Origin of the sequence: Pelagerythrobacter aerophilus (assembly GCF_003581645.1) — a bacterium.
In the GTDB taxonomy this organism is placed as follows: domain Bacteria; phylum Pseudomonadota; class Alphaproteobacteria; order Sphingomonadales; family Sphingomonadaceae; genus Pelagerythrobacter; species Pelagerythrobacter aerophilus.
Map to the genome: position 1 here is coordinate 69,693 of NZ_QXFK01000018.1, position 15,004 is coordinate 84,696.

The 15,004-nt window shown below is 69.2% G+C and carries 18 protein-coding genes; 8 read left to right on the forward strand and 10 right to left on the reverse strand.

The annotated features are described in order from the left end of the window. Positions 1 to 46: 46 nt before the first annotated feature. A complete protein-coding gene (locus tag D2V04_RS11155; RefSeq protein ID WP_119513779.1) occupies positions 47 to 292 on the forward strand; it encodes a hypothetical protein in 246 nt (81 codons plus the stop codon). Positions 293 to 304: 12 nt separating this feature from the next. On the opposite strand, the gene D2V04_RS11160 is transcribed toward D2V04_RS11155, so the two are convergent. The 3 genes from D2V04_RS11160 to D2V04_RS11170 are packed head-to-tail and all read right to left on the reverse strand — an operon-like array spanning position 305 to position 3,164. After that, positions 305 to 979, reverse strand: coding sequence for a DsbA family oxidoreductase (locus tag D2V04_RS11160; RefSeq protein ID WP_119513780.1), 675 nt, complete (start codon positions 977 to 979; stop codon positions 305 to 307). Continuing rightward, positions 976 to 1,851 (reverse strand): NAD(+) diphosphatase, encoded by an 876-nt coding sequence (gene nudC, locus D2V04_RS11165; protein WP_119513781.1) that lies wholly within the window; start codon positions 1,849 to 1,851, stop codon positions 976 to 978. Before nudC ends, D2V04_RS11160 begins: the two co-directional genes overlap by 4 nt. After that, positions 1,848 to 3,164: a serine hydrolase domain-containing protein gene (locus D2V04_RS11170; RefSeq protein WP_228766389.1), complete on the reverse strand. Its 1,317-nt coding sequence runs from the start codon at positions 3,162 to 3,164 to the stop codon at positions 1,848 to 1,850. The genes nudC and D2V04_RS11170 overlap by 4 nt, the downstream gene beginning before the upstream one ends. Positions 3,165 to 3,264: 100 nt before the next feature. Between D2V04_RS11170 and D2V04_RS11175 the strand changes: the two genes are divergently transcribed. Then, on the forward strand, positions 3,265 to 3,486 hold the full coding sequence (locus D2V04_RS11175; protein ID WP_119513783.1) for a hypothetical protein: 222 nt from the start codon (positions 3,265 to 3,267) through the stop codon (positions 3,484 to 3,486). Here D2V04_RS11175 and D2V04_RS11180 read toward each other — a convergent pair. Then, complete coding sequence (locus D2V04_RS11180; RefSeq protein ID WP_119513784.1) at positions 3,479 to 4,525, reverse strand: A/G-specific adenine glycosylase; 1,047 nt, start codon at positions 4,523 to 4,525, stop codon at positions 3,479 to 3,481. The two genes, D2V04_RS11175 and D2V04_RS11180, sit on opposite strands and share 8 nt — an antisense overlap. A gap of 29 nt (positions 4,526 to 4,554) precedes the next feature. Here D2V04_RS11180 and D2V04_RS11185 point away from each other — a divergent pair, with 29 nt between their 5' ends. The 5 genes from D2V04_RS11185 to D2V04_RS11205 all read left to right on the forward strand — a co-directional run bounded on the left by D2V04_RS11185 (position 4,555) and on the right by D2V04_RS11205 (position 10,658). Further along, positions 4,555 to 5,094 carry a DUF721 domain-containing protein gene (locus D2V04_RS11185; RefSeq protein WP_119513785.1) on the forward strand — a complete coding sequence of 180 codons (540 nt, stop codon included), beginning with the start codon at positions 4,555 to 4,557 and terminating at the stop codon, positions 5,092 to 5,094. A 5-nt stretch (positions 5,095 to 5,099) separates the two neighbouring features. Continuing rightward, positions 5,100 to 5,795, forward strand: coding sequence for a thioredoxin domain-containing protein (locus D2V04_RS11190; protein WP_119513786.1), 696 nt, complete (start codon positions 5,100 to 5,102; stop codon positions 5,793 to 5,795). Between the two features lie 113 nt (positions 5,796 to 5,908). Beyond that, the gene (locus D2V04_RS11195; protein ID WP_119513787.1) at positions 5,909 to 6,661 is read left to right on the forward strand and encodes a thioredoxin domain-containing protein; all 753 of its coding nucleotides are present in this window, start codon (positions 5,909 to 5,911) and stop codon (positions 6,659 to 6,661) included. A gap of 33 nt (positions 6,662 to 6,694) precedes the next feature. Continuing rightward, positions 6,695 to 10,114 carry a chromosome segregation SMC family protein gene (locus D2V04_RS11200; protein WP_119513788.1) on the forward strand — a complete coding sequence of 1,140 codons (3,420 nt, stop codon included), beginning with the start codon at positions 6,695 to 6,697 and terminating at the stop codon, positions 10,112 to 10,114. A gap of 1 nt (position 10,115) precedes the next feature. Then, the gene (locus D2V04_RS11205) at positions 10,116 to 10,658 is read left to right on the forward strand and encodes a demethoxyubiquinone hydroxylase family protein (RefSeq protein ID WP_228766390.1); all 543 of its coding nucleotides are present in this window, start codon (positions 10,116 to 10,118) and stop codon (positions 10,656 to 10,658) included. A 51-nt stretch (positions 10,659 to 10,709) separates the two neighbouring features. Here the strand turns inward: D2V04_RS11205 and D2V04_RS11210 are convergent, their stop codons facing one another. The 5 genes from D2V04_RS11210 to rpmF all read right to left on the reverse strand — a co-directional run bounded on the left by D2V04_RS11210 (position 10,710) and on the right by rpmF (position 13,695). Further along, positions 10,710 to 11,081, reverse strand: a complete 372-nt coding sequence (locus D2V04_RS11210; protein ID WP_119514245.1) for a MerR family transcriptional regulator — start codon at positions 11,079 to 11,081, stop codon at positions 10,710 to 10,712. Positions 11,082 to 11,088: 7 nt separating this feature from the next. Next, entirely contained in the window at positions 11,089 to 11,388 is a 300-nt protein-coding gene (locus tag D2V04_RS11215; protein ID WP_182849742.1) for an integration host factor subunit alpha, read from the reverse strand. 84 nt (positions 11,389 to 11,472) lie between these two features. After that, positions 11,473 to 12,438 carry a beta-ketoacyl-ACP synthase III gene (locus D2V04_RS11220; RefSeq protein WP_119513789.1) on the reverse strand — a complete coding sequence of 322 codons (966 nt, stop codon included), beginning with the start codon at positions 12,436 to 12,438 and terminating at the stop codon, positions 11,473 to 11,475. Next, entirely contained in the window at positions 12,435 to 13,493 is a 1,059-nt protein-coding gene (gene plsX, locus D2V04_RS11225) for a phosphate acyltransferase PlsX (protein ID WP_119513790.1), read from the reverse strand. The genes D2V04_RS11220 and plsX overlap by 4 nt, the downstream gene beginning before the upstream one ends. A 22-nt stretch (positions 13,494 to 13,515) precedes the next feature. Beyond that, positions 13,516 to 13,695, reverse strand: a complete 180-nt coding sequence (gene rpmF, locus D2V04_RS11230; RefSeq protein WP_119513791.1) for a 50S ribosomal protein L32 — start codon at positions 13,693 to 13,695, stop codon at positions 13,516 to 13,518. Positions 13,696 to 13,886: 191 nt separating this feature from the next. Here rpmF and D2V04_RS11235 point away from each other — a divergent pair, with 191 nt between their 5' ends. Beyond that, on the forward strand, positions 13,887 to 14,279 hold the full coding sequence (locus D2V04_RS11235; RefSeq protein WP_119513792.1) for an MAPEG family protein: 393 nt from the start codon (positions 13,887 to 13,889) through the stop codon (positions 14,277 to 14,279). 10 nt (positions 14,280 to 14,289) lie between these two features. Here D2V04_RS11235 and D2V04_RS11240 read toward each other — a convergent pair whose 3' ends face one another. Beyond that, positions 14,290 to 14,955, reverse strand: coding sequence for an MBL fold metallo-hydrolase (locus D2V04_RS11240; RefSeq protein ID WP_324186882.1), 666 nt, complete (start codon positions 14,953 to 14,955; stop codon positions 14,290 to 14,292). Positions 14,956 to 15,004: the final 49 nt, after the last annotated feature.

Here is a 15,004-nt window from a genome sequence, read left to right on the forward strand (position 1 = left end):
GAACGCAGGCCCAGTCTCCCCCGTTGATCGGGCGAGGAGAAGTCCCATGACGGAACGCCAATCGCGCCACCCCGACAACGACCTGATCGACGAGCTGACAGACGAGCCGACCCCGCCGCAGTCGAGTTCATCGGGCGGCGAAGTCAATCGCACCGTCGGCAAGCGCGCCGAACTCAACCGCGCGACCGACCCGGAAGACCGCGAGCGAGCGGTCGGCTCCGATAATCCCGAGCAGGACGAGGCCAAGGGTGCCAAGACGATGAACGCGATCAAGAAAGGGCAGCAGGGCTAAGCCTGCCCGAGGTCAGCGCTGCGCTCGCTCCGCGACCCGCCTGAGCGCCGCCACGTAGGTTTCCGGCTGCTGCGCGCCCGGGATCAGGAAGCGCCCCTCGACGACCATCGCCGGAACGCCGGTGATGTTCATGTCCAGGGCCTGCCGCTCCTCGGCGCGGACCCTCGCGGCGAGTACCTCGTCGTCGAGCGCGGCCGCGGCGCCGGCGCGGTCCTGCCCGCATTCCTCCGCGATATCGAGCAGCACCGGCCGCTCGCCGATCCGTCGCCGTTCATTGAAATGCGCGCGGAACAGCACGAGCTTGAGCGCGGTCTGCTTCGCCGGTCCTTCGCTGTCGAGCGCCCAGGCGAGCAGCCTGTGCGCCTCGAAGGTGTTCCACATCATCCCAGGCGGCGCTTCGCCCTCGCCGGCGTAGTCGAGCGAGACCCCCGCCTCGCGCGCGATCGCCCGCATCCGCTCGCGCGTGTCGCGCATCTCGGCTTCGCTGCGCCCGTACTTGCGGCGGAGATGCGCCTGCTGGTCCTCGCCTTCGGGCGGCATGTCGGGATTGAGTTCGAACGGTCGCCAACGCACCTCGGCCTCGATCTCTCCCTCCAGCTCGGCCAGTGCATGCGAGAGCTGGCCCCAGCCGATCAGGCACCAGGGGCACATGACATCGGACCAGATATCGATCGACAGGCGCGTCATTGCTCGAGCCACCACTGGATCAGGTGATGCGCGATCGCATGCGGCGGAGGCGCCGTGAACGAGGCTTCGTCGGAGCCCGCCAATGCTGCGGCCACGTCCTCGCGCGTGAACCAGCGAACTTCGGCCATCTCGGTCGCGTCGATCGCGAGCTCGTCGTCGTCCGCATGCGAATGACAGCCGATCATGAGCTGGCTCGGGAACGGCCAGGGCTGGCTGGCGACGTAGGTCACGTCGCGCACGCGCACGCCCGATTCCTCGAACACTTCGCGCGCCACCGCCTCCTCGATGCTCTCGCCCGGCTCCACGAACCCGGCGAGCGCGGAGAAGCGCCCTTCCGGCCACCCGAGGCCACGGCCGAGCATCAGCCGGCCCTCGTGCTCCACCAGCATGATGGTGACCGGATCGGTGCGCGGGAAATGCTGCGCGCCGCAACCTTCGCAGTTGCGCTGCCAGCCGCCCTTGGCGAGCTTGGTCTGCCCCCCACAAGTGGCGCAGAAGCGGCTTCGAGCGTGCCAGTCGATGAGGCTGCGTGCGCCGCCGTAGAGCGCCAGGTCCTCCGGTGCGAGCGTCGCCATCAACGACCAGAGCTGCGGGTTCGCCATGCGCGGCGAGGCGTCGCCCTGCGCGGGAACCGCGGCGAAGCAGCCACGCCCTTCGTGCAGGCCGAGGAACACGAGCTCCGCGTCCTCCGCCGCATCGGCGAGGGTCCGCCATGCGAGCCGCCCTTCCTCGTCGACGGCCGGCATCATGCCCTCCAGCGCGAGCAACCGCGCGCGCCAGGTCATGTGGCCGGCGAGTGCGTCCGGATCGGCGCGGACGTGATCTGCCCGCTCGATGCGGCATCCGGTAAAGGCCAGCTGTCGTGCGGTCATCCGGCCGCGGCCATCGCCTTGAGGTCGGCGGCGACCGCCAGCGGGAACTCGCTCTGGATCGGCAGGGCGTCGGCCGGCATGTACTGCGTGAACAGGCCGGCGCGCAGGCCGCGCTTCAGGTCGGCGAACGCGACCGTGCCTGCCGCGCCGCCCCAGCCATAGGTGCCCGCTTGCTCGCCCAGTCCGACGCGGCCGCCCGCGCCGAAGCCGGCTCCGGCCGCCAGCGTGCCGGCGGTGTTCACGCCTTCGGGGAGGAGATTGGAGGTTCCGAGGCGCACCGCGGCCTCGCTCATCACCCGCTTGCCGTCGAGCTCGCCGTATCCCACCAGCATCCGCAGGAAGCGGTCGTAATCGCGCGGGCTGCTGACTAGCCCGGCGCCGCCGAACGGAAACGCCGGCGGATCGAGATAGACCGAGGCGCGCGCCGGATCGAGCGGCAGCGGCCTGCCGTCGATCAGACCGTAGTTCGTCGTGAGGCGGCCCACCTCGCTTGCCGGCACCTGGAACCAGGTGCTCGTCATCCCGAGCGGGTCGAACAGCCGTTCCTTCAGGAAAGCGTCGAAAGGCCGGCCCGAGACGACTTCGATCACGCGGCCGAGCAGGTCGAGCGCGACCGAATAGCTCCAGCGCGTCCCCGGCTGCGCAACCAGCGGCAGCTTCGCGAGGTTGTCGGCAAAGACCTTCAGGCTCGGCGCGGGCGTACCGCGGCCGAACATCTCGCCCAGCGGCAGCTTGGTCACCTGCCCCGGTATCGCGCCGGCGCGCTCGTAGGCGGCCCTGATCGGCCCCTTCTGGATGATCGAGTAGCCGAGCCCGGCCGTGTGCGTGAGCAGGTGGCGAATCGTGATCGGCCGCTCGGCCGGCTCGAGATCGGTGATCGAGCCGTCGTAGGTCTTCTGCACCTGCATGTCCGCGAAGGCGGGCAGGATCTCGGCGAGCGGCTGGTCGAGGTCGAGCTTGTCATCCTCGATCAGCAGCATGGTCGCCATGCCGGTGATCGGCTTGGTCATCGAATAGATGCGGTAGAGACTGTCGATTCCGGCGGGCGCAGTCTGGCCGATGGCGAGCGTGCCGCGGGCGATCACGTCGGGCTCGCGCTGCGCCCAGCCGAGCGTCGCGACCATGTTGGCGACCTTGCGCCCACTCACGTAGCGCTCGGCAAGCGCGATCACGGAAGGCCAATGCCCCGCGTGCGCCAGCGCCGCGCGGCCCAGCGGGAGGGTTCCCAGCGCCGCGCCTGCCCCGAGAAGCGCCCCGCCCCGCAGAAGCGCACGGCGCGACATCGCCGCTCCCTCCATCGTCCTCGATCCCATGCGAATGGTCCTCTTTTGCAATGCGTTGCGGGTTTGGGGCATCGGCGATGAACGGTCAATTGCCCTTGCACGGCCTCGCTGTGTTATCCATATAGAACACATGCTCAACCTGCTTTCCATCCTCGCCGGGATCGTCGCGCTGGTGATCGTGATCCCTTCCACCATCCCCTTCCTCGGCTGGGGCAACTGGTTTGCCTTGCCCGTAGTGGTGATCGGCATCGGCCTCGGCGCGCTGTCGTCGTCGAACGGCGGGCGCAATTTCTGCCTGATCGTGTTCGCGATCGCCGTGATCCGGCTGATGCTCGGCGGCGGGTTTATCTGACGCCCCGAGCGGTTGCCATCGCCCTGCGCGCCGCTTTCGCGAACAGGGTCGGCAAGCCCGCTGCATCCAGCTCCCCGATCGGCCACCACTCCCCCTCGTCCGAGGGCCTGGCGACACCGGAGAGCGCCATCACCCGCAGATCGAGGTCGAAGTGCGTGAAGCCGTGGCGCACCGCGCCCATGTCCCGCCACTCACCCGCGACCGGCGGCTCGCCGCTCCCGTCGCCCTTTGCCGACCAGCCATCGTCGGGCAGCGCGCGCATGCCGCCGAGCATCCCGCTGCCAGGACGACGGACGAGCCACACGCGCTCCTCGTGGACGATCCACCAGACGGTGCCGGTGCGCTGCGGCTTGGCCTTCTTCGGCGCCTTGACGGGAAAGCGCGCGGGTTCGCCGCTTCTGCGTGCCTCGCACCGGGCGGAAAGCGGGCACAGCAGGCAGCGCGGATCGCGTGCGGTGCAGATCGTCGCGCCGAGGTCCATCATGGCCTGCGCGAAGTCGCCGGCGCGCTGCTGAGGCGTGATTGCGTCCGCGGCCGCCCGGATCGCCTTGCGGCCGCCGGGCAACGGCTCCGCGATCGCGAACAAGCGCGCCACCACACGCTCGACATTGGCATCGACCACCACGGCGCGCCGCCCGAAGGCGATCGCGGCGACCGCGGCGGCGGTGTAGTCGCCCAACCCCGGCAATCCGCGCAGCTCACTCTCGGTCTCGGGGAACCCACCCCGCTCCGCAACGGCCCACGCGCATTTCACCAGATTGCGCGCCCGCGAGTAGTATCCGAGGCCCGCCCAGGCAGCCATGACCTCCTCCTCGGGCGCGGCGGCAAGCGCCTCGACGGTCGGCCAGCGGCGCGTGAACGCGGCGAAATAGGGCTTCACTGCGGTGACCGTGGTCTGCTGCAGCATGACTTCCGACAGCCAGACGCGATACGGATCGGGCGCCGGATCGCCGGGCCGCGCGCGCCACGGCAGGTCGCGCGCATGGGCGTCGTACCAGGCGAGCAGCAGGCTCGCGACATTCTCCCCGCTGGCAGTCACGCGCGGCCTATGGCATGGCCTTTCGGGCAATGGAACGGGACACACCGCCGAAACCGAAGCGCAACACGAAGCGCCCTGCCGGCCGCGAATACGAGCGTCCGCGCGGCGGCCCCGCGCGCCAGATCGCCGACCTGATGCCGCAGATCGGACGCACGGCCTTCCGCCGCTTCGGCTTCGTGCAGTCGAGCGTCGTGATCCGCTGGCCGGAGATCGTCGGCGACCATCACGCGCGGGTCTGCGCGCCCGAAGCGATCCGCTTCCCGCCGGGCGAGAAGAGCGACGGCATCCTGCAACTCGTGGTCGTGCCCGCGCATGCGCCGCTCATCCAGCACGTGATTCCCGAGATCATGGACCGGGTGAACCGCTTCTTCGGCTACAAGGCGGTCGCGCGGGTCAAGCTGCGGCAAGGCGAGGTTAAGCCTCCTGCTGCTGAAACGCGTGCCAAGGCGCCGCCGTCGCTCAAGCCGATCCCGATGGAACTGGGCGACAGCTTGCGCGATATCGGCGATCCGGAATTGCGCACGGTGCTCGAATCGCTCGCGCGCAGCCTGGGAACGAAGGAAGGATAGGGGCAATGACACTCGCGCGTTTCGCGAAAGCCGGGGCACTCGCCATCGCGGCAACGTTCGCGCTCGGCAGTTCGGGGGCAGTCGGCAAGTCCGGCAACTGGAACACCACCGTGGTCGAGGCCGACGGTGCGCACCGCATCGGCAATCCGGACGCGAAAGTCGAGCTGATCGCTTTCGTCAGCTATACCTGCCCGCACTGCGCGCACTTCACCACCGAGGGCGAGGCGCCGCTACAGATCGCCTATGTCGGCCCGGGGCGGGTCGAGCTGCAGATCCAGCCGATGATCCGCAATTCGGCCGATCTCGTCGCGACGATGCTGGCGAGCTGCGGTGCACCATCGAAATTCCTGCGCAACCACACGCTGTTCATGAACGAACAGAGCAAATGGCTCGGCCGCTATGCAGAGGCCAACGCCGCACAGCGCGCACGGTGGGAAAACGGCAGCCAGGCGGAGCGCCGCCGCGCGATCGCGTCCGACCTCGGCTTCTATCGCCTGATGGAAAGCCGCGGCTACAGCCGGAGCGAGATCGACCGCTGCCTGGCGAGCGATGCCGAGGCCCGCGCGCTGATCGCCAGCAGCCAGGCAGCGAGCGAAAAGCATGACATCCACGGCACACCGAGCTTCGTGCTCAACGGGGTGACGCTGGCGGGCACGCACGACTGGTCGATGCTCTCCCCGCAGCTCGCCGCACGCTTTTAGGGGATTTGCGGGGGTTTTCTCGGCCGACAAGCTGTGGAAAGCCCCCTCCCGCGCTTCACCACCCGGCTGGCTTCGACTAGCCTCGACCAATTCCGCAAAGGACAGGACCTGCCATGACGTCGCTTCGCCAGATCGCCCTTGCCACTCTCGCCGCGCCGCTCGCGCTCGGCCTTGCTGCATGCGGCTCGGAACCCGCCGCCGAAGGTGAGGCGCCCGCCGGCGACCCCGTCGCCCCGGTCGAGGCGCCCGCGGGAACCGAATGGGTCGATATGGTGCAGGTGACCGAGCAGGATGGCTATCTGCTCGGCAACCCCGACGCGCCGATCAAGCTGCTCGAATACGCCTCTCTCACCTGCCCCCACTGCGCCACGTTCGCGCAGCAGGGAATGGAGCCGCTGAAGGAGAAGTACATCAGCACCGGCGTGGTCAGCTACGAGCTGCGCAACCAGATCCACGGCCCGCACGACCTGGTGCTGGCGCGGCTCGTGCGCTGCGGCGCCAAGGAAGCCTACCACCCGCTCTCGGAGCAGGTCTGGGCCAATCTGCAAGCCGTGCTCCAGCCGGTGTTCGACAATCAGGACGCGGTGCAGCAGGCGATGTCGCTGCCGCCCGAGCAGCGCTTCGTCGCCTTCGCCGACGTCGCCGGCTTCTACGACTTCTTCGCCGCGCGCGGGCTCAGCCGCGATCAGGCGCGCCAGTGCCTGTCCGATCCGAAGGCGATGGAGACGATCGCGACCAATTCGGAAACCCAGTCCGAAGAGCTGAACGTCACCGGCACGCCGACCTTCTTCATCAACGGCCGCAACGTCGGCACGCAAAGCTGGCCGACATTGGAGCCGATGCTCCAGGCCGCCGGCGCCAGATAAGGCGCTGAGCGGGAGGGGGCTCGGCAAGCGACGATGCAGATCAGGCGGCTCAAGCTCAGCGGTTTCAAGAGCTTCGTCGAGCCCGCGACCCTGAGCATCGAGCCCGGCCTGACCGGCGTGGTCGGCCCCAACGGCTGCGGCAAGTCCAACCTGCTCGAAGCGATCCGCTGGGTCATGGGCGAGAATTCGCCCAAATCCATGCGCTCGGGCGGGATGGAGGACGTGATCTTCGCCGGCACCGCCAGCCGGCCGCCGCGCGACTTCGCCGAAGTCGTGCTCCAGGCCGAGGCTGACGACGGGAGCGAACTGGAAGTCCTGCGCCGGATCGAGCGGGGCGCGGGCAGCGCCTACCGCGTCAACGGGCGCGACGTGCGGGCGAAGGACGTCTCGCTCACTTTCGCCGATGCCGCGACCGGCGCGCATAGCCCGGCGCTCGTCAGCCAGGGCAAGATCGCCCAGGTGATCGCCGCCAAGCCGACCGAGCGGCGCCAGATGCTGGAGGAAGCGGCGGGCATCGCGGGCCTCCACGTCCGCCGGCGCGATGCCGAGAGCAAGCTGCGGCAGACCGAAGCCAACCTCGCGCGGCTCGAGGACCTGATGGCGGGTCTCGACTCGCAGATCGCCTCGCTCCGGCGGCAGGCCAAGCAGGCCGAGCGCTACACCAAGCTGTCCGACGAGATCCGCGTTTCCGAGGCGCGGCTGCTCTTCGCGCGCTGGCGCGATGCGGCGGCGGCTGCCGAGGCGGCGCGCGATGAAGCCAAGGCGGCCGAGGAACGGGTCGCGGCGTCCAAGGAAGCGGCCGACTCGGCGCAGAAGGCGCAGCACGCGGCCGCCAAGGCGCTCGCCGAGGCGCGGGACGAGCTCGCCGACCGGCGCGACGACTCCAGCGCGCACGGCCACCGGATGGCGGCGCTGACCAGCCAGCTCGAAGCGGCCGAACAGCGGCTTGCCGATCTCGACCGCCAGAAGGCGCGGCTGGAGGAGGACCGCAGCGAAGCCGACCGGCTGACGCGCGACGCAGCAGAGGCGCTCGCCCGGCTGGAGAAGGAGCTGGAGGCGAACGAGAAGGCCCTGGCCGAGGACGAGGCGCAGCGCCCCGCCCTCGTCTCGCGCCTGGAGAACAGCGAGCGCGCGGGCCGCGCAGCGGAGCTGGCGCTGGCCAAGGCGACCGCGGATCACGCCGGGGTCGAGGCCGAATGGCGCGTGGCCGAAGCCGCGATCGAACAGGCCGAGGCACGGCTCGCGCGATTGGACGGCGAGGCGCGCCGGCAGGAAGAGACTCGCCGTGCGCTATCGGAGGCCGGTGACCCCGATCTCGCTGTCGCTGAGGCCAAGGCCGCCGCGGAGGACGCAGCGCGCGAACTGGCGCGGCTGCGCGAGGAACTGGAGAGCGAGCGCGCCCGCAAGGATACGCTCCAGACCGCGCGCGACGAGGCGGCGAGCGCCCTCGCCTCCGCGCGCGCCGAGCTGGCGGGCGTCGAGCGCGAATGGAGCGCGCTCAAGCGCGACCGGGAGGCGCGCGAGCGGCAGATGGCCGGACGCAAGGGCCGGCCCGCGGCGCTCGACAAGGTGCGCGCGGCAAAGGGCTACGAACGCGCGCTGGCGGCGGTTCTCGGGCGCGATGCCAAGGCTCCGCTGGGCGCGGCCGACGGCGAAGGGCGGTTCTGGACCGGCAGCACGGCGCCCGCGGCGGTGCCGGACAGCCTCGCCGCGCACGTGCCCGGCTGCCCCCCCGAACTCGCCGCCCGGCTCGCGCTGGTCCACGTCGCCGAGGAGGACGACAGACGCACCCTCGGCCCCGGCGAATGGCTGGTGACCACCGGCGGCCATTTGCGCCGGTGGGACGGTTTCGTCGCGCGCGGCGAAGGCGCGGCGGAAGCGGCGCGGCTGGAGGCGGAAAACCGCTTCGCCGATCTCGAAAGCGAGCTGCCCGCACTGCGCTCTGCCGTCGAAGGCGCCGAGGCCGCGCAGACCGCGGCGCAGGAGGAACTGGCGGAGCTTCAGCGCGCGCTCGTCGCCGCCGAACGCGGGATCGCCGCAGCGAACGAGACCGAGCGGCAGGCGCTGCGCGCGCTCGATCAGGCCGAGGCGGCGCGCGAGCGGCTGGCGGCCCGCCTGGCCGAGCTCGATCGTGCCGCAGACGACCTGGCCGAGCAGCGCTCCCAGGCCGAAGCGGAGCTGAACGCGGCTCGGGAACGCAAGGCCGCCCTTCCCGATCCCGCCACCGGCCGTGCCACGCTCGAAGCCGCGCAGGCGAAGAACGAAGCGGCGAAATCCGCGCAGCAGGCCGCCGCTGCGGAACTCGCTGCGCACGACCAGTCCCTCGCCGTGGCGCGCGAGCGGGCGGCGGCGCAGCGTAGCGACATGGCCAACTGGCAGGCGCGTTCGGGCGAGGCGGCACAGCGGCTCTCGGGAATGGAGCGACGGTTCGAGGAAATTGCAGAGGAGCGCGCAGTCGTCGCGGCCAAGCCCGAAGGGCTGATGCGCGAGATCGAGCAGGGCGATGCGGTGCGCGAACGGCTCGGCACGGCTCTGGCGGAAGCCGAGGCGGCGGTCGCCGGGGCGCAGAGCGCCTCCGACGCCGCCGACCGCGCCTTCGCCGAAACCAACGAGGCGCTTGCCACCGCACGCGAGACCCGTGCCGGTCTTGCCGCACGGGCGGAGAACGAGGAAGCCCGGCGCGGCGAGATGGCCCGGATATCGGGTGAACGTTTCCAGTGCCCGCCGCCCCTGCTGGCTGGCCGGTTCGAATTCGACGAAGGCGCGGTCGGCGATTCGGCCGCCGAATCCGACGAAATGGACCGCCTCGTTGCCAGCCGCGAACGGATCGGGCCGGTCAACCTCGTCGCCGCCGAAGAACTCGCGAAGATCGAGGAGGAGCATGGCAGCAGCGCCGCCGAGCAGGCCGAGCTCGCCGAAGCGGTCAACCGCCTGCGCGGCTCGATCGGCAATCTCAACCGCGAGGGCCGCGAGCGGCTGCGCGCCGCGTTCGAGCAGGTCGACACCCACTTCCGCCACCTGTTCACCCGGCTGTTCGAGGGCGGGCAGGCGCATCTCGCACTGGTCGACAGCGACGATCCGCTGGAAGCGGGCCTCGAGATCTACGCCCAGCCGCCGGGCAAGCGCCTGCAGTCGCTCACCCTGCTTTCCGGCGGCGAGCAGGCGCTGACCGCGATCGCGCTGATCTTCGCGCTGTTCCTGACCAATCCGGCCCCGATCTGCGTGCTCGACGAAGTCGACGCGCCGCTCGACGACGCCAACATCGACCGCTTCTGCGACCTGCTCGACGCGATGGTGAAGGAAACCGCCACCCGTTACCTCATCGTCACCCACAATGCCGTGACCATGAGCCGCATGCACCGCCTGTTCGGCGTCACCATGATCGAGAAAGGCATCAGCCGCCTGGTGAGCGTCGACCTCGGCGGCGCGGAAGAGCTGCTGGCGGCGGAGTAGAGTGACGCTCTCCGCACGACTGAGGCCCGGCGAGACCATCGGCGACCGCGTTGTAAAGGTCGATCATGCCGGCGAGCATGGCGCCGTATCGATCTACACCGCCCAACGCTGGCTTGCACGCTGGCGAGCGCCGGATCTGGTTGAAGAACTCGACCTCTTCCTTGCACACGAACGCAGACACAGAAGTATTTTTGAAGCCGAGCTCAAGTCCCGCGGCAAATTGCGATGCAGGAGTTTCCATCTTTGTGGCCTCGGCGGGCTCGTCCTGGGCATTCTCACGGGTCTGATTGGACGACAGGCAATCGCGGCAACGACGGTGGCCGTCGAGCGAGTGGTCCTGCGCCATATTCAAGAGCAGGTTTCGGAACTCGCTGCGATAGATGTTCCGGCGGTCCGCGCGATCCGTGAAATCATCGCGGATGAGGAACAACATCATGACCTGGCGCACAATCGGGTGCACCAACGCTCACTCGCTGCGCGTCTTATCGATCCAGTTGTCACAGTTTCGACAGAGGCGGTGATCCGACTCGGGATGAAGCTCTAAATTATCATTCCGGTGGCTTGCCTGCGCCAACAGGCGCCTCGCCCCAGCCTTTCAGGCCGCGAGCGCTTGCGCCAGTTTTTCGCGGATGGCCTTGAGGCGGGGGAGGACGTCGGCGGGAACGTCGGGCGCGCCGGCGTTCTGGGGCGAGGTTTCGGGCTTCGATGACGTCTCGGTTCCCTTGAGCGCCGCCAGGGCGCCTTTCAGGGTGTAGCCCTCACGGTTGACCAGACGGTCGATGCGTTCGACCAGTGCAATGTCGCCGGCGCGGTAATAGCGGCGGCCGCCGCTGCGCTTGAGCGGCTGGAGCATGGGGAACTGCTGCTCCCAGTATCGCAGCACGTGAGGCTTGATGCCGAGCGCCTGGCTGACCTCGCCGATGGTTCTCAGGGCGCCCTGCTCCTTGCCATCGTCGAATTCGGTCACCATCGTCTCAGCCTCTCGCGATCCGGTCCTTGAGGAGCTGGCTGGCGCGGAAGGTGATTACGCGGCGCGGCGTGATCGGCACTTCGACGCCGGTCTTGGGATTGCGGCCGACGCGTTCCTTCTTGTCGCGCAGCACGAAGCTGCCGAACCCGGAGATCTTCACATTCTGCCCGTCGGCCATCGCACCGCACATGTGCGCGAGGATCGACTCGACCATATCGAGCGACTCCGCTCGCGACAGACCCATCTTGCGGTTAATCGTTTCCGCAAGATCCGCGCGAGTCAGGGTGCCCACAGAACGCATCATGCGCCTTTCTCCTCAATCGCGACCCGACTTAGGATAAGTGTCCGGACCTTAACGATTGTCGCCCTGCTCCGCAACGTCTGCCGCTCACAGCCGCACGAGGCTTGCGCCCCAGGTGAAGCCGCCGCCCATCGCTTCGAACATCACCAAGTCGCCCGGCTTGATCCGCCCGTCGCGCACGCCGGCATCGAATGCCAGCGGGACCGAGGCGGCCGAGGTGTTCGCGTGCCGATCGACCGTGACGATCACTTTCTCCGCCGGAAGGCCGAGCTTGCGCGCGGTCGCGTCGAGGATGCGGGCATTGGCCTGGTGCGGCACGACCCAGTCGATGTCGTCGGGCTTGAACCCGGCCTCGGCCAGCGTCTCCTCCAGCACGGCGGCGAGATTGACCACCGCGTGGCGGAACACCTCGCGGCCCTTCATGCGGAGCTTGCCGACCGTCTGCGTGGTCGAGGGGCCGCCGTCGACGTAGAGCAGCTCGTTGTGCGCGCCATCGGCGTGGAGCTTGCTGGCGAGCACGCCCGGCCCGTCCTCGGCAACGTCCTGCGCCTCGAGCACGAGCGCGCCGGCACCGTCGCCGAACAGGACGCAGGTGGTGCGGTCCTCCCAGTCGAGAATGCGGCTGAAGGTTTCCGAGCCGATCACCAGCGCGCGTTTCGCCATGCCGGTGCGGAGCATCGAGTCGGCGCTCGCCATCGCGTAGAGGAAGCCCGAGCACACGGCGCCCACGTCGAACGCGATGCCGCCGTTGCAGCCGAGCGCGTGCTGGACGAGGGTGGCGGTGGCGGGGAACGTCTGGTCGGGCGTGGCGGTCGCCAGCACGATCAGGTCGATGTCCTTCGCCTCGAGCCCCGCGGCCTCCAGCGCCTTGCGCGATGCCTCGACGGCGAGCGACGAGGTCGTCTCGTCGTCCTCCGCGATATAGCGCTGGCGGATGCCGGTGCGTTCGACGATCCACTCGTCGCTGGTATCGACGCGCTCCGCCAGTTCGGCATTGCTCACCGCGGTGCGCGGGAGCGCCGAGCCGCTGCCGCGGACGACCGAGCGGATCATTTCGCCCCTCCGTTGCCATTGGTGACGCGCAGGCGCGCTTCGCCGAGCGCGGCGAGATCGGCGCTGATCCGGTGGGTCAGATCGTCCTCCAGCAGACGCGCGGCGACGGCGACCGCGTTGGCGACCCCGGCTGCGCTCGCGCTGCCGTGGCTCTTCACCACGACACCGTTGAGGCCGAGAAAGACCGCGCCATTGTGATTGTTCGGGTCGAGGTGGTGGCGCAGCAGCTCGGTCGCCGGGCGCGAGACCAGGAACCCGATCTTCGAGCGCAGCGAGCTGGTGAAGGCATTGCGCAACAGGTCGGTGACGAAGCGCGCTGCGCCCTCGATCGCCTTGAGCGCGATATTACCGGAAAAGCCGTCGGTGACGACCACGTCGACTTCGCCGCGGTTGATCTTGTCGCTTTCGACGAAGCCGTCGAACGACAGCGCGAGCCCGGTCGCGGCCTGGAGCTGGGCGGCCGCGATGCGCAGTGCATCGGTGCCCTTGGTCTCCTCGGTCCCGATGTTGAGCAGCCGCACGCGCGGCTCGGCGAGGCCGGTGACGATGCGCGAGTAAGCCGCGCCCATGATCGCGAACTGGACGAGATTGCGGGCGTCCGCCTCGGTATTGGCGCCGAGGTCGAGCATGATGACGTCGTTGTCGCCGAGAGTCGGCATCAGCGCAGCGAGCGCCGGGCGGTCGATGCCGGGCAGCGTGCGCAGCGCAAGCTTGCTCATTGCCATCAGCGCGCCGGTATTGCCCGCGCTGACCGCGGCGCCGGCTTCGCCCTGCTTCACGGCATTGACCGCGAGGCCCATCGATGTGGTCTTGGCCCGGCGGAGGGCCTGGGTCGGCTTCTCGTCGCCGCCGACGACATCCTCGCAGTGGAGGATCTCGGACGCGCCGCGCATGCCCGGATGGGTATCGAGCGCGGCGGCGATCCGCTTCTCGTCGCCGACGAGGAGGAACTTGAACTGGTCGTGGCGCCGGCGCGCAAGCGCGGCCCCTTCGACCATCACGCGCACGCCTTCATCGCCGCCCATCGCGTCGACGGCGATACGCGGCAAACTCATAGCGCTCTCCGAACTTCGGCCGTCAGAGGCCGACGGCGATGACTTCGCGGCCGTTGTAGTGCCCGCACTGCGTGCAGAGGTTGTGCGGACGCTTCAGCTCGCCGCAGTTCGAGCATTCGTGGAATGCCTCGACCTTCAGCGAATCATGCGCACGGCGATTGCCGCGGCGATGGGGCGATACTTTTCTCTTGGGGACAGCCATTGCGGCACCTGTTCCAGTAAAATCCGAGTGTTGCGCGCCGCTCTAGGCCAAGGCCCGGCAACGCACAAGTGCGCGCCTGGCAGTGGACCCGACCATGGCGGGAAGGCGCGCCCTATAGCGCATATTTCCGCCGTTGCAAGCCGTGCGACCTGCCCCTAGCACATGGCGTTCTCGGGGAAAGGGAAACCTGCATGATACTCGCCGTCACACTGACCGCCGCCGCGGCCGCCGCGATCGTCAACATCTGGCTCTCGCTGCGGATCGGCGCCCTGCGCCGCGCGCACGGGATCAGCGTGGGCGACGGCGGGAACGAGGCGCTGCAGCGCCGGATGCGCGCGCAGCTCAATTTCGCGGAGAACGTGCCGATCGTGCTGGTGCTGATCGCGGCGCTGGAGATCGCCGGGATCGGCGAGACCTGGCTGGCCTACGTCGCCGGCGCCTTCATCCTCGGCCGCGTGGCACACGCCTTCGGAATGGACGGCGGCAAGGCGGAGATCGGGCGGGTGATCGGCGTGCTGGTGACGCTCGCCACGCAGCTGTTCCTCGCCGGAGTGGCCGTCGGCGCGGTGCTGCGGCTGATCTGAGAACCGCCCTTTACGACAGTGCGTAATCGCTCACGAACGCGTTGGTCTTGCGTTCGTGGCCGAAAGTGCTGGTCGGGCCGTGGCCGGGAATGAAGGTCACGTCCTCGCCCAGCGGCCAGAGCTTCTGGGTGATCGCGTCGATCAGGTCCTGATGGTTGCCGCGCGGGAAGTCGGTGCGGCCGATCGAGCCCTGGAACAGCACGTCGCCGACGATCGCGAACTTGCTCGGGCGGTGAAAGAACACGACGTGGCCCGGGGTGTGGCCGGGGCAATGGATGACCTCGAGCGTGAGTTCGCCGACCGTCACCGTGTCGCCATCCTCGAGCCAGCGGTCGGGCTCGAAGCTGCGCGCGGCCATGCCCCACTGGCGCCCGTCATCGTCGAGGCGCGCAATCCAGAACCGGTCCTCCTCCTGCGGTCCCTCGATCGGCAGGCCGAGTTCCTCGGCCAGCACGCCCGCCTGCCCGCAGTGGTCGAGATGGCCGTGGGTGACGAGGATCTTCTCCAGCGTCACGCCCGCCTTGGCCACGCCGGCCTTGAGTTTGTCGAGATCGCCGCCGGGATCGACCAGCGCGCCCTTCATCGTCTTCGTGCACCAGATCAGCGAGCAGTTCTGCTGCAGCGGTGTCACCGGCATGATCGCGGCGCGCATCGGGGGCTGTGTGGCTTCGGTCATGGCGGGGAGATGGCGGGGAACGGAGCGGGTTGCAAGCAGGGCCTCGGTC

What these genes read in the sequence shown, in the direction of transcription:
- D2V04_RS11155 (WP_119513779.1), top strand. Translation starts at nt 47, where the DNA reads ATGACGGAACGCCAATCGCGCCACCCCGACAACGACCTGATCGACGAG.
- D2V04_RS11160 (WP_119513780.1), bottom strand. Translation starts at nt 979, where the DNA reads ATGACGCGCCTGTCGATCGATATCTGGTCCGATGTCATGTGCCCCTGG.
- nudC (WP_119513781.1), bottom strand. Translation starts at nt 1,851, where the DNA reads ATGACCGCACGACAGCTGGCCTTTACCGGATGCCGCATCGAGCGGGCA.
- D2V04_RS11170 (WP_228766389.1), bottom strand. Translation starts at nt 3,164, where the DNA reads ATGGGATCGAGGACGATGGAGGGAGCGGCGATGTCGCGCCGTGCGCTT.
- D2V04_RS11175 (WP_119513783.1), top strand. Translation starts at nt 3,265, where the DNA reads ATGCTCAACCTGCTTTCCATCCTCGCCGGGATCGTCGCGCTGGTGATC.
- D2V04_RS11185 (WP_119513785.1), top strand. Translation starts at nt 4,555, where the DNA reads ATGGAACGGGACACACCGCCGAAACCGAAGCGCAACACGAAGCGCCCT.
- D2V04_RS11190 (WP_119513786.1), top strand. Translation starts at nt 5,100, where the DNA reads ATGACACTCGCGCGTTTCGCGAAAGCCGGGGCACTCGCCATCGCGGCA.
- D2V04_RS11195 (WP_119513787.1), top strand. Translation starts at nt 5,909, where the DNA reads ATGACGTCGCTTCGCCAGATCGCCCTTGCCACTCTCGCCGCGCCGCTC.
- D2V04_RS11200 (WP_119513788.1), top strand. Translation starts at nt 6,695, where the DNA reads ATGCAGATCAGGCGGCTCAAGCTCAGCGGTTTCAAGAGCTTCGTCGAG.
- D2V04_RS11215 (WP_182849742.1), bottom strand. Translation starts at nt 11,388, where the DNA reads ATGATGCGTTCTGTGGGCACCCTGACTCGCGCGGATCTTGCGGAAACG.
- D2V04_RS11220 (WP_119513789.1), bottom strand. Translation starts at nt 12,438, where the DNA reads ATGATCCGCTCGGTCGTCCGCGGCAGCGGCTCGGCGCTCCCGCGCACC.
- plsX (WP_119513790.1), bottom strand. Translation starts at nt 13,493, where the DNA reads ATGAGTTTGCCGCGTATCGCCGTCGACGCGATGGGCGGCGATGAAGGC.
- rpmF (WP_119513791.1), bottom strand. Translation starts at nt 13,695, where the DNA reads ATGGCTGTCCCCAAGAGAAAAGTATCGCCCCATCGCCGCGGCAATCGC.
- D2V04_RS11235 (WP_119513792.1), top strand. Translation starts at nt 13,887, where the DNA reads ATGATACTCGCCGTCACACTGACCGCCGCCGCGGCCGCCGCGATCGTC.
- D2V04_RS11240 (WP_324186882.1), bottom strand. Translation starts at nt 14,955, where the DNA reads ATGACCGAAGCCACACAGCCCCCGATGCGCGCCGCGATCATGCCGGTG.